At 71.0% G+C, this 25,638-nt stretch carries 24 protein-coding genes; 11 read left to right on the forward strand and 13 right to left on the reverse strand.

Going from position 1 to position 25,638, the window contains the following annotated elements:
- Positions 1-746: 746 nt before the first annotated feature.
- The gene (gene dnaA / locus ACQYVW_RS08665; protein ID WP_434946703.1) at positions 747-2,075 is read right to left on the reverse strand and encodes a chromosomal replication initiator protein DnaA; all 1,329 of its coding nucleotides are present in this window, start codon (positions 2,073-2,075) and stop codon (positions 747-749) included.
- 212 nt (positions 2,076-2,287) lie between these two features.
- Here dnaA and rpmH point away from each other — a divergent pair, with 212 nt between their 5' ends.
- The 5 genes from rpmH to ACQYVW_RS08690 all read left to right on the forward strand — a co-directional run bounded on the left by rpmH (position 2,288) and on the right by ACQYVW_RS08690 (position 7,329).
- A complete protein-coding gene (gene rpmH / locus ACQYVW_RS08670; RefSeq protein ID WP_027070414.1) occupies positions 2,288-2,428 on the forward strand; it encodes a 50S ribosomal protein L34 in 141 nt (46 codons plus the stop codon).
- A gap of 52 nt (positions 2,429-2,480) precedes the next feature.
- Positions 2,481-2,915: a ribonuclease P protein component gene (gene rnpA / locus ACQYVW_RS08675; RefSeq protein ID WP_434946704.1), complete on the forward strand. Its 435-nt coding sequence runs from the start codon at positions 2,481-2,483 to the stop codon at positions 2,913-2,915.
- A gap of 13 nt (positions 2,916-2,928) precedes the next feature.
- The gene (gene yidC, locus ACQYVW_RS08680) at positions 2,929-4,641 is read left to right on the forward strand and encodes a membrane protein insertase YidC (RefSeq protein WP_434946705.1); all 1,713 of its coding nucleotides are present in this window, start codon (positions 2,929-2,931) and stop codon (positions 4,639-4,641) included.
- Between the two features lie 60 nt (positions 4,642-4,701).
- Complete coding sequence (gene mnmE, locus ACQYVW_RS08685) at positions 4,702-6,042, forward strand: tRNA uridine-5-carboxymethylaminomethyl(34) synthesis GTPase MnmE (RefSeq protein ID WP_434946706.1); 1,341 nt, start codon at positions 4,702-4,704, stop codon at positions 6,040-6,042.
- A 243-nt stretch (positions 6,043-6,285) separates the two neighbouring features.
- Complete coding sequence (locus ACQYVW_RS08690; RefSeq protein ID WP_434946707.1) at positions 6,286-7,329, forward strand: energy transducer TonB; 1,044 nt, start codon at positions 6,286-6,288, stop codon at positions 7,327-7,329.
- 75 nt (positions 7,330-7,404) lie between these two features.
- Here ACQYVW_RS08690 and ACQYVW_RS08695 read toward each other — a convergent pair whose 3' ends face one another.
- From ACQYVW_RS08695 to ACQYVW_RS08720, 6 genes are all read right to left on the reverse strand, one after another.
- On the reverse strand, positions 7,405-8,580 hold the full coding sequence (locus ACQYVW_RS08695; protein ID WP_434946708.1) for an ABC transporter permease: 1,176 nt from the start codon (positions 8,578-8,580) through the stop codon (positions 7,405-7,407).
- Entirely contained in the window at positions 8,577-9,320 is a 744-nt protein-coding gene (locus ACQYVW_RS08700) for an ABC transporter ATP-binding protein (RefSeq protein ID WP_434935750.1), read from the reverse strand. Before ACQYVW_RS08700 ends, ACQYVW_RS08695 begins: the two co-directional genes overlap by 4 nt.
- A 113-nt stretch (positions 9,321-9,433) precedes the next feature.
- Positions 9,434-10,951, reverse strand: a complete 1,518-nt coding sequence (locus ACQYVW_RS08705) for an alpha/beta fold hydrolase (protein WP_434946709.1) — start codon at positions 10,949-10,951, stop codon at positions 9,434-9,436.
- A complete protein-coding gene (locus tag ACQYVW_RS08710) occupies positions 10,948-11,148 on the reverse strand; it encodes a helix-turn-helix transcriptional regulator (protein WP_434935753.1) in 201 nt (66 codons plus the stop codon). The genes ACQYVW_RS08705 and ACQYVW_RS08710 overlap by 4 nt, the downstream gene beginning before the upstream one ends.
- A gap of 7 nt (positions 11,149-11,155) precedes the next feature.
- Positions 11,156-11,734: a hypothetical protein gene (locus ACQYVW_RS08715; RefSeq protein WP_434935755.1), complete on the reverse strand. Its 579-nt coding sequence runs from the start codon at positions 11,732-11,734 to the stop codon at positions 11,156-11,158.
- A 246-nt stretch (positions 11,735-11,980) separates the two neighbouring features.
- Positions 11,981-12,745, reverse strand: coding sequence for a ferredoxin--NADP reductase (locus ACQYVW_RS08720; RefSeq protein ID WP_434946710.1), 765 nt, complete (start codon positions 12,743-12,745; stop codon positions 11,981-11,983).
- 90 nt (positions 12,746-12,835) lie between these two features.
- Between ACQYVW_RS08720 and ACQYVW_RS08725 the strand changes: the two genes are divergently transcribed.
- The 4 genes from ACQYVW_RS08725 to ACQYVW_RS08740 all read left to right on the forward strand — a co-directional run bounded on the left by ACQYVW_RS08725 (position 12,836) and on the right by ACQYVW_RS08740 (position 17,226).
- Positions 12,836-13,804 (forward strand): ABC transporter ATP-binding protein, encoded by a 969-nt coding sequence (locus tag ACQYVW_RS08725; protein WP_434935758.1) that lies wholly within the window; start codon positions 12,836-12,838, stop codon positions 13,802-13,804.
- Positions 13,801-14,616, forward strand: a complete 816-nt coding sequence (locus ACQYVW_RS08730; protein WP_434946711.1) for an ABC transporter permease — start codon at positions 13,801-13,803, stop codon at positions 14,614-14,616. Before ACQYVW_RS08725 ends, ACQYVW_RS08730 begins: the two co-directional genes overlap by 4 nt.
- A complete protein-coding gene (panE, locus tag ACQYVW_RS08735; RefSeq protein ID WP_434946712.1) occupies positions 14,616-15,554 on the forward strand; it encodes a 2-dehydropantoate 2-reductase in 939 nt (312 codons plus the stop codon). Before ACQYVW_RS08730 ends, panE begins: the two co-directional genes overlap by 1 nt.
- 115 nt (positions 15,555-15,669) lie before the next feature.
- A complete protein-coding gene (locus tag ACQYVW_RS08740; RefSeq protein ID WP_434946713.1) occupies positions 15,670-17,226 on the forward strand; it encodes an OmpA family protein in 1,557 nt (518 codons plus the stop codon).
- 42 nt (positions 17,227-17,268) lie between these two features.
- On the opposite strand, the gene ACQYVW_RS08745 is transcribed toward ACQYVW_RS08740, so the two are convergent.
- On the reverse strand, positions 17,269-18,060 hold the full coding sequence (locus ACQYVW_RS08745; RefSeq protein WP_434946714.1) for a TatD family hydrolase: 792 nt from the start codon (positions 18,058-18,060) through the stop codon (positions 17,269-17,271).
- An 86-nt stretch (positions 18,061-18,146) separates the two neighbouring features.
- Between ACQYVW_RS08745 and hrpB the strand changes: the two genes are divergently transcribed.
- Both hrpB and ACQYVW_RS08755 read left to right on the forward strand, forming a co-directional pair.
- A complete protein-coding gene (gene hrpB / locus ACQYVW_RS08750; protein ID WP_434946715.1) occupies positions 18,147-20,657 on the forward strand; it encodes an ATP-dependent helicase HrpB in 2,511 nt (836 codons plus the stop codon).
- Between the two features lie 140 nt (positions 20,658-20,797).
- Positions 20,798-21,148 (forward strand): hypothetical protein, encoded by a 351-nt coding sequence (locus tag ACQYVW_RS08755; RefSeq protein ID WP_434946716.1) that lies wholly within the window; start codon positions 20,798-20,800, stop codon positions 21,146-21,148.
- A 91-nt stretch (positions 21,149-21,239) separates the two neighbouring features.
- On the opposite strand, the gene ACQYVW_RS08760 is transcribed toward ACQYVW_RS08755, so the two are convergent.
- The 5 genes from ACQYVW_RS08760 to ACQYVW_RS08780 form a co-directional block, all read right to left on the reverse strand.
- Positions 21,240-22,337, reverse strand: coding sequence for a hybrid sensor histidine kinase/response regulator (locus tag ACQYVW_RS08760; protein ID WP_434936795.1), 1,098 nt, complete (start codon positions 22,335-22,337; stop codon positions 21,240-21,242).
- A 99-nt stretch (positions 22,338-22,436) separates the two neighbouring features.
- Positions 22,437-23,003: a pseudouridine synthase gene (locus tag ACQYVW_RS08765; protein ID WP_434946717.1), complete on the reverse strand. Its 567-nt coding sequence runs from the start codon at positions 23,001-23,003 to the stop codon at positions 22,437-22,439.
- 9 nt (positions 23,004-23,012) lie between these two features.
- Positions 23,013-23,417, reverse strand: coding sequence for a PPC domain-containing protein (locus ACQYVW_RS08770; protein WP_434936985.1), 405 nt, complete (start codon positions 23,415-23,417; stop codon positions 23,013-23,015).
- Between the two features lie 363 nt (positions 23,418-23,780).
- Positions 23,781-24,656: a class I SAM-dependent methyltransferase gene (locus ACQYVW_RS08775; RefSeq protein ID WP_434946718.1), complete on the reverse strand. Its 876-nt coding sequence runs from the start codon at positions 24,654-24,656 to the stop codon at positions 23,781-23,783.
- 53 nt (positions 24,657-24,709) lie between these two features.
- Entirely contained in the window at positions 24,710-25,609 is a 900-nt protein-coding gene (locus tag ACQYVW_RS08780) for a LysR substrate-binding domain-containing protein (RefSeq protein ID WP_434946719.1), read from the reverse strand.
- Between the last annotated feature and the right edge of the window lie 29 nt (positions 25,610-25,638).

Below are 25,638 nucleotides of genomic sequence, written 5' to 3' on the forward strand. Positions count from 1 at the left end.
TGGCATGTCGTGCAGTGGAATCCGCCTGGCAATGTCCGCACCGGACGTACATCCATTGCGCGGGTAGGGCGAGCGTCGCTTCGCCGCGCCCCGTTGGCGCGGCCTGGCGCAACGTCGGGCGCTGCAGGGATCCGGCTGCCATTGGCCCGAGGGTCCGCGTGGCGTGCCTATGGCCCGCGGCGGGCCCTGGGAGCCTCCGCGGGCGGGAGGCGCCCCCTGCGCGCCGCCCGGCGGCTACGGGGTCCCTAGGGGCGGACATCTTGCGGACGTCGAACAGTGCCGCGGAGCTTGGCCCACGCGCTCCTTGGCGGCGTCGACACTTGCACTGCTCACCCCGTATCGCATGCGGGTGTCAGAACGCAGTACGCCGGTCGCGTGGGCGCCGGGCGCGCTTGCGGAGAGGTGCGTCCTCCGCTCCGGCTCTGGAGCAGGACGCACGGCGTGCCGATCGCGCCGTCCTGTCTGTAACTCGAACCGCTACCACCACCATGCCGCGAGCCCGTCTGTGGGAGGTCTGGCGCGGGCCGGGCGCGGCCCGCCGTAACTGCGATCAGGGCAGGGCGCGCATCCGGATCGGTCTGGCCACGGCCCCGTCGGCGGCAGACACGCAGCCGCATCCTGCGCGGCGCGCCTGTCGGTCGTCCTGTTCCTCGTATCGTCCGCCGGCGGTGGCGAGGTATCGGTGCCAGAAGCGCCGTGAGCCACCTGCCTCGGCTCCACTGCCAGCGCAGTGGGCGCAACGCGTCCTACTCGGACAGTTTGCGGATCAGCTTGTCCCAGTCTTCGCGCAGCTTGCCGTCGGTTTCCATCAGGTTGCGGATCTGGCGACAGGCGTGGAGGACCGTGGTGTGGTCGCGGCCCGCGAAGGCGTCGCCGATCTCCGGCAGGCTGTGCTCGGTCAGCTCCTTGGCCAGGGCCATGGCCATCTGCCGCGGACGCGCCAGCGAGCGGGTGCGGCGCTTGGACAGCAGATCCTTGATCTGCAGCCCGTAGTAGTCGGCCACCACCTTCTGGATGTTGGGGATGCCGATCGACTGCTGCTGCGCGCGCAGCAGGTCGCGCAGGGTCTCCTGCGCGAACTCGACGGTGATGGTGCGGCCGGTAAAGTTGGCGCGCGCGGCCAGCGAGTTGAGCGCGCCTTCCAGGTCGCGCACGTTGCCGTGCATCTTCTTGGCCAGCAGGAAGGCGACCTCGTCGGGCACCATCGTGCCGCGCTCGCGCGACTTGGCCAGCACGATCGCCGCGCGCGTTTCGAAGTCGGGCGGATCGATCGCCACCGACAGGCCCCAGGCCAGTCGCGATTTCAGCCGCGGCTCCAGGCCCTCGACTTCGCGCGGGTAGCGGTCGCAGGTCATGATGATCTGCTGGCGGCTGTCGAACAGCGTGTTGAAGGTGTGGAAGAACTCTTCCTGGGTGCGGTCCTTGCCGGCGAAGAACTGGATGTCGTCGATCAGCAGCGCGTCGATCTGGCGGAACTGGCGCTTGAACTGGTCCGAGGTCTTTTCCTGGATCGAGCGGAAGAACGCGCTGTAGAACTCCTCCGAGCGCAGGTACAGCACGCGCGCGGCCGGATTGGCCTGGCGCATGGCGTTGCCGGCCGCGAACATGAGATGGGTCTTGCCCAGGCCGGTGCCGCCGTACAGCAGCAACGGATTGTGGGCGCGGTCGCCGGGCTTGAGCGCGGCCTGCCAGGCCGCGGCGCGGCCGAGCTGGTTACTGCGGCCCTCGACGAAGTTGTCGAAGGTGTAGTGGCTGTCGAGGTGGCCGGCGAACGCCACGGGGGCGGGCCTGGCAGGGGCGTCGGCGACGACGGCCACGCCGGCCGATGGCGCTGCGGCCCGCGGCAGCGAACCGATTTCCAGCTGCACGTCGCCGCTGCCAGCGAAGTGCACCAGCAACTCGCGGATGCGCTGCAGATAGCGGCTCTCGACCTCGTCGCGCACGAAGGCATTGGGCGCATACAGCACCGTCCGGCTGTCGTGGCGTCGCGCCTGCAGCGGCTTGAGCCAGGTGTGCACATCCTCGGCCGGGAGTTCGGCTTCCAGGCGTTCGAGGCAGCGGGGCCAGGCATCCATAGAACTTCGTGTCGCAGTCGTGGTGGAAAGCAACCGCGCCCGGCGCGCAGGTTGCGCCCGGGCGGGAGGTCGAAAGGGGAGGGCAGACTACCATCCGCCCCCGGCGGGTGCATCCGCCCGACAGGCCGCTGTCGAGGCATGGCTTGACCGTACATGGGCCGGGTGACTAGAATTGCCGGTTCTTTCCGCCCGCTGCATTGTCAGTACACGCCATGGCCACCAAGCGCACCTACCAGCCCAGCAACCTCAAGCGCAAGCGCGACCACGGCTTCCGTGCCCGCATGGCGACCGCCGACGGCCGCAAGATCCTCGCCCGCCGCCGCGCCAAGGGCCGCAAGCGCCTGTCGGCCTGAGCCGCACGAGCTGCTGCTCCCCGGCCTCACGACGGGCCGGGACCCGCTTCCGATGAACGACGCCCGCTTCCCGCGACAAGCGCGGGTGCGCGCGCGCGCGGATTTCGATCGCATCTTCAAGGACGGACGCCGCGTGGCGCTGCCGATGCTGGCCCTGCACTGGCTGGCCGGCGCAGAACCGGCGCGGCTGGGCCTGGCGGTCTCGCGCAAGGTCGACCGGCGCGCCGTAGGCCGCAACCGGATCAAGCGCGTCCTGCGCGACCAGTTCCGCCACAGCCGGGCCGTGCTCGCCGCCGGCGCCTACGTATTCGTGGCGCGTCCGTCCGCTGCGAGCGCCTCTTCCGAAGCGCTGCGCGCGGCGATGATGTCCCTGCTGCGCCGGGCTGGTGCGTTGCCGCACCCGTCCCCGGACGGCACAATGCCCGCTGCGGATTCCCGCATGGCATCCCCGCCTCCTCCCACTGCGCCGCGTCCTTCCGGCGAATGAGCCTGCCTGCCCGATGAACCAGACCCGCACCTTCCTGATCGTTGCCTGGCTGATGGTGGCGGTGCTGCTGTGGATGGAATGGAACAAGGAGCAGGCTGCGCCGCCCGTGCAGGAGACGGTGCAGACCTTGCCCCCTGGCGGTGGTGCGGTTCCGCTGTCGCCGCCCGCCGGTCAGGCTGGCGTGCCGGCTGCGCCCGCGGTGCCGCAGGCGCCCGGTGCGGTGCCGGAAAGCAGTGCGACGCCAGCGCGCGCCGGTGCGGTGCTGGTCGAGACGGACGTGCTGCGCCTGGCGATCGACGGCGGCAGCGTGCTGCGAGCCGAACTGCTGGACTACCCGCAGACGCGGGACGAAGCCAGCCCGCCGGTGGTGCTGTTCGACAGCGCCCCGCAGCATTACTACGCCGCGCAGAGCGGCTGGGTCAGCACCGGCGGCCCGGCGCCCAACCACGAACAGGGCTTCGCGCCGGCAGGCGACGAACGCAGCTTCGTGCTCGCGCCGGGTCAGGATGAGCTGGCCGTCCCCTTCGTCTGGCGCGGGCCCGACGGCGTGGAGATCCGCCGCAGCTATGTACTCAAGCGCGGCGAGTACGCGATCGGCGTGCGCGACGAGATCGTCAATACCGGCAGCCAGCCGTGGCAGGGCTACGCCTACCGCCAGCTGCTGCGCGGCACGCCCAACGTCAAGCGCGGCATGACCAACCCCGAGTCGTTCAGCCTGACCGGCGCGACCTGGTACGGCGATGAGGGCGGCTACGCGCGTCGCTGGTTCACCGATTACGAAGACGGGGCGATCAACGCCACCGACAGCAACACCTGGATCGCCTTCGTGCAGCACCACTTCTTCGGCGCCTGGCTGCCGGGCGAAGGGGTGGGCGGCGGGCGGACGGCGATCACCCTGGACACGGACACCAGCACCGGCGCGCCGCGCTACCTGATCCGCGAAATGGCCAGCACGCCGGTAGTGGTGGCCCCGGGGCAGCAGGCGATCGATTCGGCGCGGCTGTGGGTGGGTCCGAAGCTGGTCGGCCAGATCAAGGCGCAGCAGGTGCCGGGTCTGGACCGCGTGGTCGACTACAGCCGCTTCTCGATCATGGCCTGGCTGGGCGAAGGCCTGTTCTGGGTGCTGGAGAAGCTGCACGGCCTGTTCGGCAACTGGGGCTGGGCGATCGTGGGCCTGGTGGTGCTGGTCAAGATCCTGCTGTTCCCGCTGGCGACCGCGCAGTACAAGTCGATGGCCAAGATGCGCAAGTTCCAGCCGCGTATCCAGCAGCTCAAGGAGCGCTACGGCGACGACAAGCAGAAGTTCCAGGTCGCCATGATGGAGCTGTACAAGAAGGAGAAGATCAATCCGGTCGGCGGCTGCCTGCCGGTGCTGCTGCAGATGCCGATCTTCTTTGCCCTGTACTGGGTGCTGCTTGAGTCGGTGGAGCTGCGCCACGCGCCGTGGATCGGCTGGATCCAGGACCTGACCGCGCGCGATCCCTGGTTCATCCTGCCGGTGATCAACATCGCGGTGATGTGGGCCACGCAGAAGCTCTCGCCGATGACCGGCATGGATCCGATGCAGCAGCGCATCATGCAGATGATGCCGGTGGTGTTCGGCGTGATGATGGTGTTCTTCCCGGCGGGCCTGGTGCTGTACTGGGTCACCAACGGCGGCCTGGGCCTGCTGCAGCAGTGGTACATGCTGCGCAAGTACGGCGACGCCGCGCCGGCCAAGGCCTGAGCCCAGCGCATCGCCCCGCGAAGCCCGCCGACCGGCGGGCTTCGTCCATTCGCAGGTGCCATGAACGCGCGTCTCCCCGATTCCGACACCATCGCCGCGATCGCCACGCCCGCCGGCGCTGGCGGCGTCGGCATTGTGCGCGTGTCCGGGCCGGACGCGCTGCGCATCGGTCGGGCGCTGTGCGCGCACGCGCTGCGGCCGCGGCACGCGCACCACGTACGCTTCCGCGATGCCGACGGCAGCGTGCTCGACGACGGCATCGCCCTGGCCTTCGTCGGGCCGGCCAGCTACACCGGCGAGGACGTGGTCGAACTGCAGGCGCACGGCAGTGCCCCGGTGTTGCGGCAACTGCTCGCACGCTGCTGCGAACTCGGTGCGCGGATCGCGCGCGCGGGCGAGTTCAGCGAGCGCGCCTACCTCAACGGCCGGCTCGACCTGGCCCAGGCGGAGGCCGTGGCCGACCTGATCGCCGCCGGCGACGAACGTGCCGCTCGCGCCGCGCGGCGCGCGCTCGACGGCGAGTTCTCGGCCAGGGTCGACGCGCTGAGCGAGCGCCTGCTGGCGCTGCGCGTGCAGGTGGAAGCGGCGATCGACTTCGCCGACGAACCGATCGAGACCCTCGGCGCCGCCGCCATGCGCAAGGCCCTGGCCGATGCGCGTGCCGGACTCGATGCGCTGATGGCCGCGGCGGAGCGTGGGCGCAAGCTGCGCGAAGGTCTGCATGCGGTGATCGTGGGTCCGCCCAACGCGGGCAAGAGTTCGCTGCTCAACGCCCTGGCCGGCAGCGAACGCGCGATCGTCACCGAGATCGCCGGCACCACTCGCGATCTGCTGCACGAGACGCTGCGCATCGACGGGTTCGAGCTGAATCTGGTCGACACCGCAGGCCTGCGCGAGGACGGCGACGCGATCGAACGCGAGGGCATGCGCCGCGCACGCGCCGAACTGCGCCGCGCCGACCTGGCGCTGGTGGTGCTGGATGCGCGCGACCCGGACAGCGGCCTGCGCGCCGTGGCCGCCGACATCGCCGGCGTGCCGCAGCGCATCGTGGTCCACAACAAGTCCGACCTGGTGGCGTCGCCGGCGCCGCCGGACGTGGCGCTCGCCGTGTCCGCGCGCACCGGCATGGGCCTGGATGCCCTGCATGCGCGGCTGCGCCAGGCCGCGGAGGGCAATGCGCCGGGCGAAGGAGCGTTCACCGCGCGCGCGCGCCATGTGGATGCCCTGCGCCGTGCCGCACAGGCCCTGGCCGATGCGGCCACGGTGCTGGCCCACGACCAGCTCGACCTCACCGCCGAGGCGCTGCGCCTGGCCAACGAGGCACTGGGCGAGATCACCGGCCGCACCCTGCCCGACGAACTGCTGGGCCGGATCTTCTCGACCTTCTGCATCGGCAAGTAGCACCGATCCTGGCCGTCCGGGCAGGGTCCGGTCCTCGGCCCGGAGGCGTCCGGGCTGACTGCCGGCCAGCGGACCGCCCATCCGGGGCGGGAGCTGGAAACCGGTCCGATGCTTTTCGCAAACCCCATCACAGTTTCCCGGTGCGCTCCCACGCAGACTCGACGCCGCCCGCGGCGTCAGTTGACAAACGCTGCGCGCTGTCGCGTCCTAGACGCACACGGGACCAGTCTTCAGGGGAAAACCATGTCCACCAACACCACCGCGGGCGGCCGGAGGGGGTCGCGTCGCCTGCTGACCGGCGCCGCCCTCGCACTGAGCCTTGCCGCGCTGCTGGCCTCGTGCAAGCAGGAATCGGAACAGCCGCAGGGCGCCGCGCCGGCGGCGGCGCCTGCCGCGCCCGCCGCGCAGCAGGCGCCGGCCGAAGCCGTGTCGGCCGAAGTGGCCGCGCTCAGCGCCGAGCAGCTGCGCGAGGCCGCGTCCAAGGCCTATCAGGAGAGCAGGCTCTACGCCCCGGGCGGCGACAACGCGATGGAGTACTACCTGGCCCTGCGCGACAAGGATCCGGCCAACGCCGGCGTGTCGAGCGCGCTGGTCGACCTGCTGCCGATGACCGTGATCGCGACCGAGCAAAGCCGCGACCGCGGCGACTTCGACGAAGCCCGCCGCCTGCTGGCGCTGATCGAGAAGACCGATTCGTCCTACCCGGCGGTCCAGCGCCTGAAGACCACCATCGCCAGCGCCGAAACCGAAGCGGCGCGCCGCGCGCAGCAGGAGCAGCTCACCGCCGAACAGGAAGCCGAGCGCCGCGTGCAGCTCGAGCGCGAGCGCCAGGAACAACAGCGCCAGGCGCAGGAACAGGCCGCCCGCGACCTCGCCGCGCAGCAGCAGGCCAGCCAGGAAGCGGCCCGCCAGGAGGCCGCGCGCCAGGAAGCGGCCCGGGAGGAGGCTGCGCGCCAGGAAGCGGCGCGTCAGGAAGCGGCACGCCAGCAGCCCGCCACGCCGCCCCCTGCCGCGCGTCCAGCCGCCAGCGTCAGCGACCTGCGCGCGATCAGCACGCCGGCGCCGCGTTACCCGCCCGATGCCCTGCGTGCCGGGACTTCCGGCGAGGTGCAGGTCGAGTTCACGGTCGGGGTCGACGGTTCGGTGGGTGCGGTGCGCGTGGTCCGTGCCGACCCGCCGCGGACCTTCGACCGCGAGGCGATCAACGCCGTGCGTCGCTGGCGCTTCGAGCCGGTGCCGACCCCGGTCACCACGCGTCGTACGATCAACTTCAGTCCGTCGCAGTAATCGCCCGACACCTCGGAAACAAAAAGAAGCCCGGCAATGCCGGGCTTCTTTCTTGTTGCGCGGTGCGCAAGCGGGTCAGGCGGAGATCGCCAGCCGCTCCTGGTGGTACAGGCGTGCGGCCAGCAGCCACAGCACCAGGCCGAGGCCAAAGCCCGCGCCCAGGTACACCACCCATTCCTGCAGGCTGATCGCCTCGCTCCGCACCAGCTTGAGGATCATCTGGTTCTGCGCGAGGAAGGGCACCGCGAACTGCCACAGCTGGTTCTTGACCGGGTTCACCATCAACACGATGGTCGGGATGATCGGCAGGAACATCAGCACGCTCATGTAGCTCTGCGCTTCCTTCACCGACTTCACGCTGGCCGCGATCAGGGTCAGCAGGGTGGTGCCGATCAGCACCATCGGCAGCAGCACCAGCAGCAGCTTGGCCATCACCGGCGCCGACACGTCCACTAGCTGCATGGGCCCGGGCGCGAGCTGGAACGAGAACTTCAGCGACAGCACGATCAGCAGCAGCGAGAGCATGCCGAACAGGCAGGCGGCGAGGATCTTGCCGCTCATGATCGCCGCGCGCGCCGCGGGCGTGGCCAACAGCGGCTCCAGCGACTGGCGCTCGCGCTCGCCGGCGGTGACGTCGATCACCAGGGCCGCGCCGCCGAGGAAGCTCAGCAGGATCAGCAGGTAGGGCAGGAACGCCAGCAGCATGCCGCGCCGCGCCTCGGGCGTGGCCACATCGCGTTGGCCCACCTGGACCGCGAACCCGGCCTCCGGACTGACGCCGCGGTTGATCCCGCGCAGCACGCCCACCGTGCGGCTGTACTCGAGCAGCACGCCGCGCACGCGGTTGACCGGGATCTGCGAATCCTGGCGCGAACTGTCGTAGATCAGTTCCACCTGCGCCGGCCGGCTGGAACGCCAGCGCTCGCCGAACTCCGGGTCGATCTTCAACACGACGTCGAAGTCCTGGTCGCGCACGGCCCGGTCGGGATCCTCGGGCGCGGGCTGCGTCTCGATGTTGCGACCCTTGAGGAAAGCCACCAGATTGGGCGCATGCTCGGCCCCGATCACCGGCAGCTGCAGGGTCGACTCGAGTTGGGTGCGCACCCGCTTCTCGGCCAGCGCACCCATGCCCAGGATCAGCGCCGGAATCAGGATCGGCCCCATGAACAGGCCCAGCGCCATGGTCTTGCGGTCGCGGAACAGGTCCAGCAGTTCCTTCTTCGCGACGGTCCAGATCGCGCTCATGCTCATGCGGCTTCTCCCTCAAGGCCGGCCAGCCGGACGAAAACATCCTCCAGGTCGGGCAGGCCGGTCTGCGCGCGCAGTTCCTCCGGCGAGCCGATGGCGCGTACTTCGCCGTGCGCGATCACCACGATGCGATCGCACAGCGCGGCGACCTCCTGCATGATGTGGCTGGAAAAAATCACGCAGCGGCCTTCGTCGCGCAGTCCGCGCAGGAAGCTGCGCAGCCCGCGCGTGGTCATCACGTCCAGGCCGTTGGTGGGTTCGTCGAGGATCACGTTGCGTGGCTGGTGCACCAGCGCGCGCGCGATCGCGGTCTTGGTGCGCTGTCCCTGGCTGAAGCCCTCGGTGCGCCGGTCGAGGACGTCCTCCATCACCAGGGTCCGGGCCATGGCCGCGGTGCGCTCGCGGATGGTCGCCTCGTCCAGCCCGTGCAGGCGGCCGAAGTAGGCGATGTTCTCGCGCGCGGTCAGGCGCTTGTAGATGCCACGCGCATCGGGCAGCACGCCCAGGCGCTGGCGCACGGCGGTCGGGTCTTTCGCCACGTCGATGCCGTCGACCTCGATGCGGCCCTGGTCGGGCGACATCAGGGTGTAGAGCATGCGCAGGGTGGTGGTCTTGCCGGCGCCATTGGGACCGAGCAGGCCGGTGATCTCGCCGTCGCGCGCCTCGAAGCCGACGCCCTTCACCGCGTGCACGGTGCCGGTCTTGCTCTTGAACGATTTATGCAGGTTGTCGATGCGGATCATGGGAGGACCGAGATTTGGGATTGGGGATTCGGATGGAAGGCGGGAGCAGACGGGAGCGAGGACGAGGATCGGGCCGTTCCAAATCCCCAATCCCCAATCCCGATTTCCGGCCTTCAAGGCTCCCAGCCGTAGTTGCCTGCGAACGGCGGCTGCGCGCTCAGGCGGTCGAGGCACTTGGCATCGAGCGCCGCGGCGTCCGCGGTCTCGATGAACTGCGCGAACAGCTTGGGCATGCAGCCGGTGCCGAGCACGCTGTGCCCCTGGCCGGGCAGCACCAGATGGCGGCCGTTGGCCAGTCCATCCACGACCTCGTCGCCATAGCGCGGCGGGGTGACCGGATCGTGCTCGCCGCTGATCGCGAGCACGGCCATGTCGCCTGACAGTGGCTCGCGGAAGCGCTCGCTGCGCGTGCCCTTGGGCCATACCGCGCACTGCGCACGCAGCGTATCGACGAGGATCGGGCCGAGCACGGTGCCGTCGTCCTGGCCGTTGCCTTCGCCGAAATCGGCAGCGTCCTCGCTGCAGCTCACCGACAGACCCATGCCCACCGCCATCGCGTCGCCCAGCTGGCCGGTCAGCATGCGCGACTGCGCGAGCAGGCTTTCGTAACGCTGCTGCGACGCCTCGTGCAGCACCAGCGGCAAGGTCGCCGCCATCGACGGCTGGTAGGCGTACATGCGCAGCAGGCTGACCAGGTGCCCGTAGCGTGGCACCTCCTCGCGCCATTCGCCGGAGACCGGGTCGCGGTAGCGCACCGCCGGGATGTCGCCTGCCTGCAGCCGCTCGCGCACCAGGCCCAACTGCTCGCGCGGATCGCCGAGGTTGGTCAGGCAGGCCTCGCTGGCGCGGCAACGCTGGAACTGCGCGTCCAGCGCATCCTCCAGGTTGCGTGCGTGGTCGAGGCCCAGCACCAGCGAGTTGGGCACCACCGAGTCCAGCACCACCGCGCGGGTGTGCTGCGGATGGGCGGCCGCATAATGCTGCGCCACGCGCGTGCCGTACGAGATCCCGACCAGGTTGATGCGCTCCACGCCGAGCTTGCCGCGCACCAGTTCCAGATCGCGCACGTGATCGCCAGTGGTGTAGTAGCGCAGGTCGCTGTCTTGCTGCAGCGTGTCGCGGCAGGCCTCGGTCAGGCGCACCACCGCCTCGATGCTGTCGTTGCCCGGATCGGCCAGCATCTCGTCCTCGCTGAAGTCCGGGCAGTGCAGCGGGGTCGAACCGCCGGTGCCACGCGCATCCAGCAGCACCACATGGCGGTTGCGGCGCACGTCGGAGAACGCGTCGGCGACGACCGGGTAACTCTCCAGCGCCGACTGGCCCGGGCCGCCTGCGATCATGAAGATCGGGTCGGCTTCGGCCATGCCCTTGGCCGGCACCAGCGCGATCGCCAGCTCGATGTGGCGGCCGTCGGGCGCGTCGTGGTTCTCGGGCGCGTCGAGCGTGCCGCACTGGGCCTCGACCGCGTCGCCGCCGGGGCCGCGCAGCGAGCAGGGCTCGAAGACGAGTTGGCCGTAGTGCAGGCGGCCCTGCGCGTCGGCGCGGGGTCCGGCCGCGCGGCCGCTGCCGCCGTCGCAGGAGGCCAGCATCAGGCTGCCGGCGAGGGGGACCAGGTAGAGCAGGCGCTTCATGCGGAAGTCTCCGGGAAGAAGATCGTTTCAAGGGTGGTGTCGAACACGGCGGCGATCCGGAAGGCCAAGGGCAGGCTCGGGTCGTACTTGCCGGTCTCGATCGAGTTGACGGTCTGTCTCGACACTTCGAGACGCTCGCCGAGCTGCGCTTGTGACCAGCCGTGCGCCTCGCGCAGTTCGCGGACGCGGTTCTTCATCGCGCACTCATTCGTAACGCCGGGCGACGACGCCGCGACCCACGCCGTAGACGGCGCAGATCAGCGGGAAGACCCAGATCATCGCGTCGCGGGCCGCGATCTCGATCAGTCGCGCCGACTGCAGCAGGCCGCCGGCCATGTACAGCAGCGAGACGAACCCCGAGGCGACGGCGAGGGAGACGAGCTCGATGCGCTGCTGCAGTTCGTCGAGCGAGCGCAGGTAGCGCGCCATCGCCAGCAGGGCGGCCAGGATCGGCAGCAGCGGCAGCAGCGCGACCGCCGCCCGCAGCGGCATCGGATCGACCCGCTTGAGCAGCCAGAGCGAACCCGCCAGCGCCAGCACGTAGGCCAGCATCGCCATGCCGCCCTCGAGCAGGTAGCGGCGGGCGACCGGCGGCGACGCAACGTCGATGCCCATCGGATCGCGATTGGTCAGGCACATCGCGCCGGTCAGCAACGCTCCGACGCACAGGACGATGGCCGCGCCGCGGTCCACTCCCGGCAGCAGGCCGGGGGCGACCAGGCCGGCCACGCCGGGTGCGCCCAGCAGCAGCGCCAGCCCGAGGGTGAAGGCACGACCGCTCACGCGCATGCGAGCGGCCGGGCAGGAAGCAGCGGAAGGGCCGGGGGCGGGAACATCGCGGCGCCATTGTCAAGGAAGCTTGACACCAGCATGCCGCCGCTCGCCGGCTGTGTCAAGCAAGCTTGACATCACCGTGGCGTCGGCGGAACCGCCACGCCACCTGCGGCGGAAGGACGCGCTCGCGATGGAGGCATCCCCGGCGACCGCTGGTCCGCGAAGCCGGCCGACGCATCGCGGCCGGGCCTGCGCCTACTTGCTGCTGACGTACTTCTCGCGGCGGATCCGCGGCACCGGCAGGCCGGCGTCCTTCAGGCTCTCGAAACAGGTGTCGACCATGTTCGGGTTCCCGCACAGGTAGGCGATGTCGCCGTCGGGATCGGGCGCGAATTCGGCCAGGAACTGCTGCACGTAGCCGTGCCGCACATCGTCGTGCGCCTGCGGCGAGTCCGCCTCCGGCAACTCGCGCGAAAAGCAGGGCACGAAGCGGAACCCCGGGTGGCGCGCGGCGAAGGCGCGAAACTCGTCGCCGTACAGCAGCTCGGCGGGGGTGCGCGCGCCAAACAGCAGCACCACTTCCACACCACGCTCCGCCATAGCCCGCTCCAGCAGCGGCAGCATCGCGCGGTAGGGCGTTACGCCGGTGCCGGTTCCGATCAGCAGGTAACGGCGGTTGGCGTCATTGGGCATCAGGCAGAAACGGCCGAAGGGGCCGCTGGCCTGCACTTTGCCGCCCTCTGCGAGGTTCTCGAACAGCGCCGTCGCCGCGCCGCCAGGCACGTAGCTGACGGCGATCTCCACCGCATCGCCCGGCCCCAGCGCGAGGTCGTGGATCGTCGCCAGCGAGTACGAGCGCTTGGTCGGCGTGCCGTCGGCGTACTGGAAATGCACCTGGATGAACTGGCCCGGGATGTAGTCCAGCGGCTGACCGTCGTCGCGGCGGAAAGTGAGGTGCGCAACCGAGGGCGCGAGCATGCGCCTACCGGTGAGCCTGAGCGGGAACTGGACGATGGCCAAGGCGGGAATGGGACGGTGCGACCCGGGAGTGGGCCGATGGGCCGCCTATACTAGCGGCTTGCCGCGAAACACGCGGCCAAGGCCCAGGTGATGATCCCAGACTCCACTGCGGTCCCGGGCGCACCCGCGCTGCGGATCCGCGACCTCCGCAAGACCTACGACAATGGCGTGCAGGCGCTCAAGAGCGTGTCCCTGGACGTGGCCCCGGGCGATTTCTACGCCCTGCTGGGTCCCAACGGCGCCGGCAAGAGCACCCTGATCGGCATCGTCTCCTCGCTGGTGAACAAGACCGGCGGCGAAGTCTCGGTGTTCGGCATCGATCTGGCCGCGCAGCGCGGCGCGGCCATGCGCCAGATCGGCCTGGTGCCGCAGGAAATCAACTTCAACATGTTCGAGAAGCCGCTCGACATCCTGGTCAACTACGCCGGGTTCTACGGCGTGCCGCGCGCCGAGGCGATGGCGCGCGCCGAGCAGGAGCTCCGTAGAGCGTTCCTCTGGGACAAGGCGCGGATGATGAGCCGCACGCTGTCGGGCGGCATGAAGCGCCGGCTGATGATCGCACGGGCGATGATGACGCGGCCGCGCCTGCTGATCCTCGACGAGCCTACCGCGGGCGTGGACATCGAGATCCGCCGCGACATGTGGCGCGTGCTGCGCGAGATCAATACCGCCGGCACCACCATCATCCTGACCACGCATTACCTCGAGGAAGCCGAGTCGCTGTGCCGCAACCTGGCCATCATCGACCGTGGCGCCATCGTCGAGCAGGGGCCGATGCGCGCGCTGCTGGCCAAGCTCGATGTCGAGGGCTTCCTGTTCGACGTCGAGGGCACGTTGCCCGCCGCGCTGCCGGCGATCGAGGGTGCCACCCTCGTCGCGCTCGACGACCACACCCTGGACCTCGACATGCCGCGGGCGATGGATCTCAACCGCGTGTTCGCCGGCTTCGATGCGGCGGGTATCCGCGTGCGCTCGATGCGCACCAAGTCCAACCGGCTGGAGGAGCTGTTCGTGCGGATGACCGGCAGCGGCGCGCGCGCCCAGGAGCAGGCGGCATGAGCCGGATCCACGAAGGCACCGCCGCGCAGCCGCCGGTCGAGGGCACGCGCCTGCACTGGATCGCGCTCGGCACGGTCACGCGCCGCGAGATCATGCGCATCCTGCGGATCTGGAGCCAGACCCTGGTGCCGCCTGCGATCACCATGGTGCTGTACTTCCTGATCTTCGGGCAGCTGATCGGCAGCCGCATCGGCGACATGGGCGGCTACAGCTACATGGAGTTCATCGTCCCGGGCCTGGTGATGATGAGCGTGATCCAGAACAGCTACGGCAACATTTCCTCGAGCTTCTTCGGCGCCAAGTTCGGCCGCCATGTCGAGGAGCTGCTGGTCAGCCCGATGCCGAGCTGGGTGATCCTCGGCGGCTACGTCGCCGGGGCGGTGATGCGCGGCCTGATGGTGGGCGTGATCGTGCTGGCCATCGCCATGCTGTTCACCGAGGTACGCATCCCGCATCCGCTGGTGACGCTATCCACCGTGCTGCTGGGCGCGACGATCTTCTCGCTGGCCGGCTTCGTCAACGCGATCTACGCGAAGAAATTCGACGACGTGGCGATCGTGCCGACCTTCATCCTGACCCCGCTCACCTACCTGGGCGGCGTGTTCTATTCGATCACCCTGCTGCCTGCCTGGGCGCAGGCGGCCACGCACGCCAACCCGATCTTCTACATGGTCAACGCCTTCCGCTACGGCCTGCTGGGCACCAGCGACGTGCCGCTGTGGATCGCCTACGCGCTGATGCTGTTCTTCATCGCCACGCTGGGCGGGCTGTCGCTGTGGCTGCTCAAGCGCGGCGTGGGGCTGCGCAACTGATGCGCGTGCTGGTGCTCGGCGCCGGCGGGACCGGCGGCTACTTCGGCGGCCGCCTTGCGCAGTCGGGCGCCGACGTCAGCTTCCTGGTGCGCCCGGCGCGCGCGGCGCAGCTGCAGCGCGATGGGCTGCGCATCCGCAGCCCGCTGGGTGATGCGCAGGTGGCGGTGCGTACGCTCATCGCCGATACGCTGCCGGCAGAGCTCGCGCAGGCACCGTTCGATCTGGTGGTGCTCTCGTGCAAGGCCTATGGCCTGGACGAGGCCATCGACGCAGTGGCCCCGGCGATGGGCGAGCGCACCACACTGCTGCCGATCCTCAACGGCCTGCTGCACTACGCGGCACTGGACGCGCGCTTCGGTCGCGACCGGGTGCTGGGCGGCCTGTGCTTCATCAGCGCAACGCTCGCCGGCGATGGCACGATCCTGCATCTGGGGCGTCCGGCCTCGATCACCTTCGGCGAGCGCGACGGCGGCTCCAGCGTTCGCGTGGAGGCGTTCGCCGGGCTGTGCGCACGAGCGGGCATCGACCATCGGGCCAGCCCCCGGATCGCGCAGGAACAGTGGATCAAGTTCAGTTTCCTCGCCGCGCTGGCGGCGGGCACCTGCCTGATGCGCGCCAGTATCGGCGACATCGTCGCCGCCGAGGGCGGTGCGGGATTCATGGCGGCCCTGCACGACGAGTGCCTGGCCGTCGCCGCGGCGGAAGGCCAGCCGGTGCCGGAGCAGGCGCGTGCCATCGCGCGCGCCAGCCTGGTCGATAGCGGCTCCGACGTGAAGGCGTCGATGCTGCGCGACCTGGAGGCCGGTGCGCGCGTGGAGGCCGGGCATATCGTCGGCGACATGCTGCGCCGCGCACAGTCGGCCGGTATCGAAGCACCCTGCCTGCGGGCGGCCTGGGTGCATCTGCAGGCCTACGAACGGCAGCGCGGCGCCAGCTGAGCTGTTTCCCGTGACCTGTATCCGCCGCGCGCGGGAGCGTCGATGCGCGCGCCGGTGCTGCGAAGGGCCGCGGCCGTCGTGTAACCTCCGCGCTTTGCGTCGAAACGGAGTGCGGATGCGCAGGGACACACTGGTCGCGTGTGCGATGACGATGGCGTTGGCGATGGTGGCGTGCGGCGATGCGCCGCAGGACAGCGCGGTAGCGCAGCCGGATGCGGCAACGGCCGCGGCCATCGAAGGGGACGCGACGAAGGCGGCGCCCGACGCCGCGCCACCGGCCGACGCGACGCCGGCCGATCCCGCCGCGTCCAGCGGGCACGTGCTCGATCGCGACGGCAATCCGGTGCCGCTGCTCGCATTCGACATCGAGCGCGTGCCGCCCAGCAGCGCCGCGCTGGGCGAGCTTCCGTTCTTCTCGTTGCCGGCAGGCTACGGGCCGCAGAACCGGCCCTATGAGCGCCGCCATGCGCGCTTCCCGTTCCGCATCGGCGACGGCCTGCACTGGGTCGAGGGCGCGAGCTGGAACGCGAAGATCACCGTCGACCGCGACCAGGGGCCCGACAAGGAATTCTCCGCCCGCGAGCTGCGCCGCAACCTCGAAGCGGTGCTGGCCGAAGCGGGCGCGCAGACCGTGTTCGAAGGGCCGCTGCGGCGAGACATGTACTACGGCCAGCTGGAAGACGAGATCGGCGGCGGCTTCATCGATGCGGTGAACCTCGACCAGGATGCGCAGACCAGCGTGCACGTCATCCGCCAGGCGGACCGCAACGTCTGGGTGCAGCTGGCCACCACCTCCAACGAAGCCGGATTAGCCATCGTGGAGGAAAAGCCGTTCCAGCCCACCGCGCGCTGGGGCGACGAGTTTCCCTATCTCGCCGCGCCGGAAGGCTACGACCAGGGCAACCGGCCCAGGCAGCGCGATTTCGACATGTACCCGTTCTGGACCGGCACCGGCTTCGAGGAGGTCGAAGGCCGCACCTGGGCCGGCCAGGTCGCCACGCGCGAGCGCAATCGGTCGATGCACGAGGTGCGGCGCAACCTCGAGGCGATGATGGACGAGGCCGGCGGCGTGCTGGTGTTCGAAGGGCGCATACCGCGCGAGGCCTCGGAGCGCTATGGCACCGACCTCAAGGGGCCCTACAGCGACGGCACGGGCTTCGGCTGGCACGACTACGAGTCGCGGGTGTACCGCGTCGACCGGCCCGACGGTCGCCAGGTGTGGGTGCATGCGCGCCTGGAGTACATGAGCGCAGGCTGGGTGGTCGTGGAGCGCGAAGGTTTCGTGCAGACCTCGGCGCTGCTGCCGGCCGATGCGCTGAAACAGAAGCTCGATGCCGACGGACGCGTCGCGATCTCGGTGAACTTCGCCGTGGACAGCGCCGAGATCCTGCCCGATTCACGGCCGCAGATCGAGCAGGTGCATGCGTTGCTGCAGCAGGATCCGGCGCTGCGGCTGGCGGTGGAAGGCCATACCGACAACACCGGCATCGCGGCGCGCAACCGCGAGCTGTCGCAGGAACGCGCGCAGGCGGTGGTGGCGGCGCTGGCGGAGCAGGGCATAGACGCCACGCGGCTGTCCGCGGCCGGCTTCGGCGACACCCGGCCGGTGGGCGACAACGCCACCGATGAGGGGCGCGCGCGCAACCGCCGGGTCGAACTGGTCCGGCGCTGAGGCCCCGGCGGGCGGGGTTGGCCCGCCCCGGTTCGGGCAGGCTCAGCCGGGCAGGCGGAAGAACAGCTGCGTCGTGGCCGTCGCATGGGCGGCGGTCACCTCGGCATCCTCGCCGCGGTCGCGCGCCAGCTCCTCGACGATGTGCGGCAGGAAGGCCGGTTCGTTGCGGCGGTCCTTGGGCATGGGCCTGAGGGTGCGCGGCAGCAGGTAGGGCGCGTCGGTCTCCACCATCAGTCGCTGGGCCGGGATGTTCTTCACGATCTCGCGCAGGTGCTGCCCGCGGCGCTCGTCGCAGAGCCAGCCGGTGATGCCGATGTGCCAGTCCTGGTCGAGGTAATCGAACAGCTCGTCGCGCGTGCCGGTGAAGCAGTGCACCACGGCGGGCGCGAGCCTGCCCTCGAACTGACGCATGATCGCCATGAAGTCCGCATGCGCGTCGCGCTGGTGCAGGAACAGCGGCTTGCCGGTGTCCACCGCGATCTGCAGCTGCTGCTCGAAGGCCTTGCGCTGCGCCGGTCGCGGGGAAAAATCGCGGAAGTAGTCCAGCCCGCATTCGCCTACCGCCACCACCTCCGCATGCGCGTGCAGCGCGCGCAGCTCCGCATCGCATTCGGCGGTGTACTCGATGGCGTGGTGCGGATGCACGCCGGCGGTGGCGAACCAATCGCCCGGGCGCGTACGCGCCAGCTCGAGCGCCTTCGGCGAGTGTTCGCGGCTGGCGCCGGTCAGGACGGCGCGGCGTACGCCGGCGTCGCGCGCACGCTGCCAGACCGCATCGCGATCGCGGTCGAAGCTGTCGTGGCTGAGGTTGAGTCCGATGTCGATCAGGTCCATGCGCCTATTGTAGGAGGCCGGGCGCGGCGGCTGCGGCTGCACCGAGCACGCGACGTCGCGACGGCGGCGGCTCCTACAATGGCGCGATGACGTTCCCGATCACGCCGTTGCTGCCGGAGATCCAGCGCAGCCTCGCCGCGCATCCGCGCCTGGTGCTGGAAGCGCCCCCCGGCGCGGGCAAGACCACCCAGGTGCCGCTGGCGCTGCTGGATGCGCCCTGGCTGGCGGGCCGGAAGATCGTGATGCTCGAGCCTCGCCGCGTGGCCGCGCGCAGCGCCGCGATGTTCATGGCGCGGCAGCTGGGCGAAGAGGTCGGCGGTACGGTCGGCTATCGCATCCGGTTCGAGAGCCGGGTCTCCGCGCGCACCCGGATCGAGGTGGTGACCGAAGGCATCCTGACCCGGATGCTGCAGGACGACCCGATGTTCGAGGGCGTCGCGGCGCTGCTCTTCGACGAATTCCACGAACGCCACCTGGCCGGCGACCTCGGCCTGGCGCTGGCGCTGGACGTGCAGGCCGGCCTGCGCGAGGACCTGCGCCTGCTGGTGATGTCGGCGACGCTCGACGGTGCGCGCCTGGCCGCCTTCCTCGACGCGCCGCGGCTGTCGAGCGCAGGGCGCAGTTTCCCGGTGCGGGTGGATCATTTTCCCGGCCGCCGCGACGAGGCGCTGGAAGCGCAGGCCCGGCGTGCGGTGGAACATGCGCTGGCCCAGCATCCGGGCGACGTGCTGGTGTTCCTGCCGGGCCGGCGCGAGATCGCGCGGGTGGCGGCGGCCCTGTCGGCGCTGGACCAAGTCTGCGATGCCTCCATTGCGCCGCCGGAGGTGCTGGAACTGCACGGCGATCTTCCCGTCGAGCAGCAGGCGCGCGTGCTGCAGCCGGCAGCCGGTGGGCGCCGCCGCGTGGTGCTGGCGACCAATGTCGCCGAATCCAGCGTCACCCTGCCCGGCGTGCGCGCGGTGATCGACAGCGGCCTGGCGCGCGAGCCGCGCTACGACCCCAACAGCGGCTTCTCGCGGCTGGAGGTGGTCGCGGTCTCGCAGGCCTCGGCCGAGCAGCGCGCCGGTCGCGCCGGTCGCGTGGCCGAAGGCTGGGCGTATCGGCTGTGGCCGCAGTCGCAGCGGCTGGAGCCGCAGCGCCGCGCCGAGATCATGCACAGCGAGCTGGCACCGCTGGCGCTGGAGCTCGCCGCCTGGGGCAGCGAGGCGCTACGTTTCGTCGACCCGCCGCCGCCCGGCCCGATGGCCGCGGCGCGCGAGTTGCTGCAGCGGCTTGGCGCGCTCGATGGCAGCGGCGCCATCACCCCCCACGGCCGGCGCATGCTGGCGCTGGGCACCCATCCGCGCCTGGCGTCGATGCTGCTGGCCGCGGCCGACGGCCCGGAACGCGCGCTGGCCTGCGACCTGGCGGCGCTGCTGGAGGCCCGCGACCCGCTGCGCACGCGCAGCGATGGCTGGCGCGAACGCTGGCTGGCGCTCGCGGCCTATCGCAACGGCCGGACGCTGGCCGATGCGCACCGCGCCACGCTGGCCGCGATCGATCAGGCCGCGCGCCAGTGGCGCCGTCGGCTCGGGCGGGAGACCGCGCCGCCCTCCGGGGCCCCGCCGCACCTGCTGGGCGCCCTGCTCGCACGCGCCTTCCCCGACCGGATCGGGCGCGCGCATCCGCGCGACCGCCTGCGCTACCCGCTCAGCAACGGACGCATGGCCCGTCTGGCCGACGACAGCAGCCTGTGCGGCGAGCCTTGGCTGGTGGCCACCGAGCTGCGGTTCGAGCACCGCGACTCGCTGCTGCTGCGCGGCGCGCCCGTGGACGAAGCCGCGCTGCGCGCCGCCTTTGCCGAGCGCTTCGTCGAACGCGACGAAGTGCGCTGGGATGCGACGCGCCGCGCGCTGGTGGCCGAGCGCGTGCGCCGGTTCGACGGCATCGTGCTCGACGTGCGACCCGCCGGTCGCGTCGATCCCGTCCAGGCCGCGCAGGCCCTGACCGATGCGGTCGCCGAACTCGGTCTGGACGTGCTGCCCTGGAGCGAGGGACTGCGCCAATGGCGCGCGCGTGTGCAGTGCCTGCGCGCGTGGATGCCCGCGCTGGCCCTGCCCGACCTGTCCGACGAGGCCCTGATGGCGAGCCGCGATGCCTGGCTGCGGCCGCTGTTCGCCGGGGCCAGCCGGCTCGACGCGCTCGGTGCCGAGACCCTGGCCGAGGGCCTGCGCGCGCGGCTCGACTGGAACCAGCGCCAGCAGCTCGATCGGCTGGCGCCGGCGCGCATCCGAGTGCCCTCCGGCATGGAGCGCGGCATCGACTACGCATTGGCGCACGACGGCGAGCCGCAGCCGCCGGTGCTCGCGGTGAAACTGCAGGAACTGTTCGGCCTGGGCGAAACCCCGGCCATCGTCGACGGCCGCGTGCCGCTGACCCTGCACCTGCTCTCGCCGGCCGGCCGGCCGCTGCAGGTCACCAGCGACCTGCGCGGATTCTGGGAACGGACCTGGCCGGAGGTGCGCAAGGAGATGAAGGGGCGCTATCCCAAGCATCTCTGGCCGGAAGACCCGTGGAACGCCACCGCCACCCATCGCGCCAAGCCGCGCGGCACCTGAGGCGCGCTCACCCGCCGCTTCCCCCTGGCGCCGGTGCAATATCTCGCGTGCGGCGGCGCCGTGGAGGCCTTCGCGCAGATCACACCGCAGCCACGCCTGCTGCTGCAGACTTTCCCTGTATCGACCCCAGGACCCGATCCATGAGCAGACTCGACTCGATTTCCGACAAGGTGATGGACCTCGTTGGCCACGTGGGCGACAGCATCCGCGACGGCATGCCCACCCGTGCCGGCACCCTGCTGCAGACCGGCGCGGCGCTCGGCATGGCCAAGACCGGCACGCGCGTGGCCGGACATTTCGTCCGCCGTCATCCGGCGTGGCTGGTGGCCACGGTGGTCGGCGCCGGCGCGGCCTGGTACGCGGTGCACCGCTACCGCAAGAAGCAGGCGGCCGGCCAGAGCATCGACGGGCAGGCGCGGCGGATCGATCCGCAGCGGGGTACCGCGTCGCGGACGGTCCGCAACACCAGCAACACGTCTTCGGACGAATGATTCCAGCGGGCGGCGCGGCGGCTGCGACCGCCGCGCTGCGCCAGGCCCGCGCGGACGCTGCGCCGGCGGTGGAGAACCACCGCCGCAGTGATCAGGCCGCGCGCAGCTCCAGCACGAAGCTCGCGCCACCGCCCTCGCGGTCTTCGTAGCGCAGCTCGCCGCCGGAGGCGGCCACGATCTGCCGGGCCAGCGACAGCCCCAGCCCGGTCGACACCCCGTCGGTCGCGGCATCGCCGGTGCTGATCCGGAAGAACGGGGTGAACAGTTCCGACTGCTTGCCCGGCGGAATGCCTGGGCCGCGATCTTCCACCCGCAGCTGCCAGTAGCCCGGTGCGCTGGGCCGCACCACCAGGTCGATGTCGCTGCCCGGGGCGTACTTGATGGCGTTGCTGATCAGGTTTTCGCAGACCTGGCGCACGACCAGGGCGTCGATGGCCACCGTGGTCTGCTCGGGCAGCTCGCCGATGCGCAGGCGTGAGCCGCGCTCTTCCAGCTGCATCGCGTAGCGCCGCTCGATCCAGCCCGCCAGCTCCGACAGGCAGGCGCGCGCCGACTCGCCATTGGCGCGCGAGCGCGCCGAGGCCTGGGTCTCCAGGTAGCGGCGGATATAGCCGAGCGCGTCCTCCGCGCTGTCCCGGATCATCTGCAGGTAGCGCGGGATGCGGTCTTCGCGGGTCTGGCCGGTGATCAGCAGATCGCTGGCGAAGAAGATGCTGCTCAAAGGGTTCTTCAGGTCGTGCGCGACCAGGTTGACCAGTTCCTGGCGCTCGCGCGCCACCCGCTCGAGGCGGTCGCGGGTGAGCTTGAGCCCGATGTGGGCCTGCACCCGCGCCAGCAGCTCCTCGGGCATGAAGGGCTTGGTGACGTAGTCCACGGCGCCCGAATCGAAGGCGCGCAGCAACAGGTCGCGGTCGTGGGCGGCCGTAAGGAAGACCACCGGCAGCGACGACCATTCCGGCCGCCGGCGCACCTCCTCGAGCAGCTCGAAGCCGTCCATGCCCGGCATCATCATGTCCAGCAGCAGCAGGTCGGCGCTTTGCCGCTGCAGCGTTTCCAGGGCTTCCTCGCCGCTTTCGGCGGTATGCACCGTATAGCCCTGGCGCGACAGGAGTGCGCTGATGATGCGCAGGTTCGACGGCTGATCGTCGACGACCAGCACCCGTCCAGCGATGATCTTGCCTGTCGGCATCTGCGCGCAGAGGTCCCTGTCGAGGCCGGAAAAGCCGTCGTGGCGATCCGGGCCGGACACGTTACCAGACCGGCAGCGCGGCCGGAATTGGACCCGCGTTCAGCTTGTTCCACGCGATGCCGGCCGGGCGTCGAGTTCGCGCCACTGTCCGGGCGCGAGGTCGCCGAGCGACCAGGCGCCGATCGCCACGCGCACCAGGCGCAGCGTCGGCAGGCTGACCGCGGCGGTCATGCGCCGCACCTGACGGTTGCGGCCTTCGCGGATCGTCAATCGCAGCCAGGCATCGGGCACGCTGCGGCGGTAGCGCACCGGCGGGTCGCGCGGCCACAGCGCCGGCGGCTCGACCAGCGCCGCGTCCGCCGGCAGCGTGGGACCGTCATTGAGCGCGACGCCGGCGCGCAGCCGCGCCAGCTGCGCGTCCGACGGCGCGCCTTCCACCTGCACCAGGTAGGTCTTGGCCTGCTTGTGGCGCGGATCGGTGATGCGATGGGCGAGCGCGCCGTCGTCGGTGAGCAGCAGCAGGCCTTCGCTGTCGTGGTCGAGGCGGCCGGCGGGATAGACCTCCGCCGGCAGTCCGAACTCCGCCAGCGTGCGCCGCGGCGGCTGGCTGCGGTCGGTGAACTGGCACAGCACGCCGAAGGGCTTGTTGAGCGCGATCAGCGCCATGCGCGGCCGTCAGTCGTCGCTGATGACGCTGGCGCGCAGGCTGTAGGCGCCGACATGGCCTTCGCCCATCGGCAGGGAGTTGACCCGCACCGTGTAGACACCGGTCTCGGGCGCGGTGACCACGAGCAGCGAATTGGTGCTGCCGTCGTCGCGGTCGTCGTTCTCGCCCAGCAGGTCGCCATCGGGCTTGAACACGATGACCACGGGGTCGAAGTCGGACGACTTCAGCGTGACCGCCACCAGCTGGCCTTCGCTCAGCCGCAGGCTGTAGTCGTGGCTGCGGCCACCGCGGTCGCTGGGCCGGTCGCTGGCCAGCAACTGGCCCTGCACCGTGGTGCCGACCGTCAGCGGTTCGGCGGAAAGGGCAGGCAGCGCGGCGGCGGCGAGGGTCAGGGCGAGGAAGGTCTTGCGCATGGGGATCCTGTGGAAGAGGCGGGTAGCCGGCGTCGAGGCACGCAGCATCGCGGCCGGGCGGCGCGATAGCCTACCGGAGCGACGGGAACCGGCGCGCGCGGGGCTGCGAAGCGCGTCGCATGCGGCCGTCCGCATGCGTGCGACAGGCCGCGGCCGCATGACGAGCGTCGGCCGCGGCGGTGGTTCCGGCGCGTCGTCGCCGGCGCAGGGCCCGGTGGCCGACGCGGCAGGGGCGGACCGGGCCGTGCGATGTGCGTGCGTCGACGTCCGGACGCCGACGCAGGTGACGGACGGCGGGCACGGAAACGGGCTGCGGAGCCTTGCCGCCCGCGCGCGCGGTGCCGGTGTCGCCGAGGCGGACGGTTATTCGCCGGCGGGCTTCACGAAGCGCAGGGTCATGCGGTCGCTCTCGCCGATCGCGCGGTATTTGTCCGCATCGGCGTCGTCGTGGTTGTTGCCGGGGGGCAGGGTCCACACGCCGTTGGGATGGTCCTTGGTGTCCTTGGGATTGGCGTTGACCTCGCTCTTGCCGTCGAGTACGAAGCCGGCGGCCTCGGCCATTGCGATCACCTGCGCCTCGCCGACATAGCCGCTGCGGTCGTCGGCCGGCACCTCGCCCTTGGCGCGATGCTCGACCACGCCCAGCACGCCGCCGGGCTTGAGCACGTCGAAGAAGCCCTTGAACATGCCTTCGGCCTGGCCGTTCCCGCGCCAGTTGTGCACGTTGCGGAAGGTCAGCACGAGATCGGCGGAACCCGCGTCGCCGAACTTCGGCGCGGCCGGATCGTAGCCGACGATCTTCGCTTCCCCGAACTGGGCCGGCGCATCGGCGAACCGCTTCTCCAGCGCGTCCTTGCTGCGCTGCTGGTAGTCGCGGCCGCGGCCTTCGGCGACCGCGGCCGGGTCGACGATCGCGGCGATGTACTGGCCCTGGCCGCGCAGATAGGGCGACAGGATCTCGGCATACCAGCCGCCGCCGGGAGTGATTTCGACCACGGTCTGGCCGGGCTTCAGGCCGAAGAAGGCCAGGGTTTCGGCGGGGTGGCGGTAGGGGTCGCGCGCGCGGTTGGCCTCGCTGCGCCAGTCGCCCGCCAGCACCGCCTGCAGCGCGGCATCGGCCGCGGGTGCGATGGCGGCGGGCGGCGTGTCCGCCGCCACGGCGGGCGCGGCAACAGCCGCGCTGGCCAGCGCAAGGACCAGCAGGGAAGCACGGAACGGGGAAGCGGAAGGACGGCGCATCGGGATCTCCGGTGACGACAGGTGGGCGAAGCCTGCCACATCCACCGCCCGGATCATCCCGCCGCCGATCCGGCCGCCCGTGCATAGCCGGTCGCCTGTTCCAGCAGCCAGTCGCGGAACAGCGCGAACCCGGGGTGCTGGCGGGAACGCTCCGGGTACACCAGCCAGTGGCCGTTGGCGGTGCGCAGCCTGCGGGGCGACAGCAGCACCAGCTGGCCTGCTTCCAGCAGCAGGCGCGCCCGCGTCATCCGCCCGAGCGCGACGCCCACTCCGGCCGCGGCGGCGCGGTGGTGCGCCTCGGTATCGTCGAGCATGGCCACGTAGCGCGCCGGGGCCGGTTCGCCGGTCTGCGCGAACCAGCGGTTCCATTGCCCGTCGCTGTCGCCCAGCAGCGGCCACTCCGACAGCGGGCGCGCGTCGACGCCGCCCATGCGCGCGACCAGATCCGGGCTGGCCATCGGCGCCAGTTCATCGTCGAACAGGTGCTCGGCCACCGTTCCGGGCCACTGTCCGCGCCCGACCCGCAGCGCCGCGTCGACCTCGGGCGAGCGTTCGAAATCCACCACCGCGGTCTGCGACTGCAGGTTGATCTCGATCGCCGGATGGGCGGCCAGGAAGCTGCCCAGCCGCGGCAGCAGCCAGGCCGAGGCCATCGACGGCAGCAGGCTGATGGTCAGCACCTGCCCGCGCCGCGCGGCATAGGGATGCAGGGCCTCTGCGATCGCGTCCAGGTGCGGGGCGATGCGCTCGAGCAGGCGCTGGCCGTCGGCGGTCGGGGTCACTCCGCGCGCGCCGCGGACCAGCAGGGCGTAGCCCAGCCGCTCCTCCAGCGCGCGCATCTGGTGGCTCAAGGCGCTGACGGTGAGGTGCAGCGACTCGGCGGCGCGGGTCAGGTTGCCGTGGCGGGCGGCCGCCACGAAGCCCTGCAGCGCATGCAGCGGAGGTCGGGACATCTTGAATCCTGTTCAAGGCTGGCTTGCGG

Source organism: Luteimonas campi, assembly GCF_051162505.1.
Taxonomy (GTDB): domain Bacteria; phylum Pseudomonadota; class Gammaproteobacteria; order Xanthomonadales; family Xanthomonadaceae; genus Luteimonas.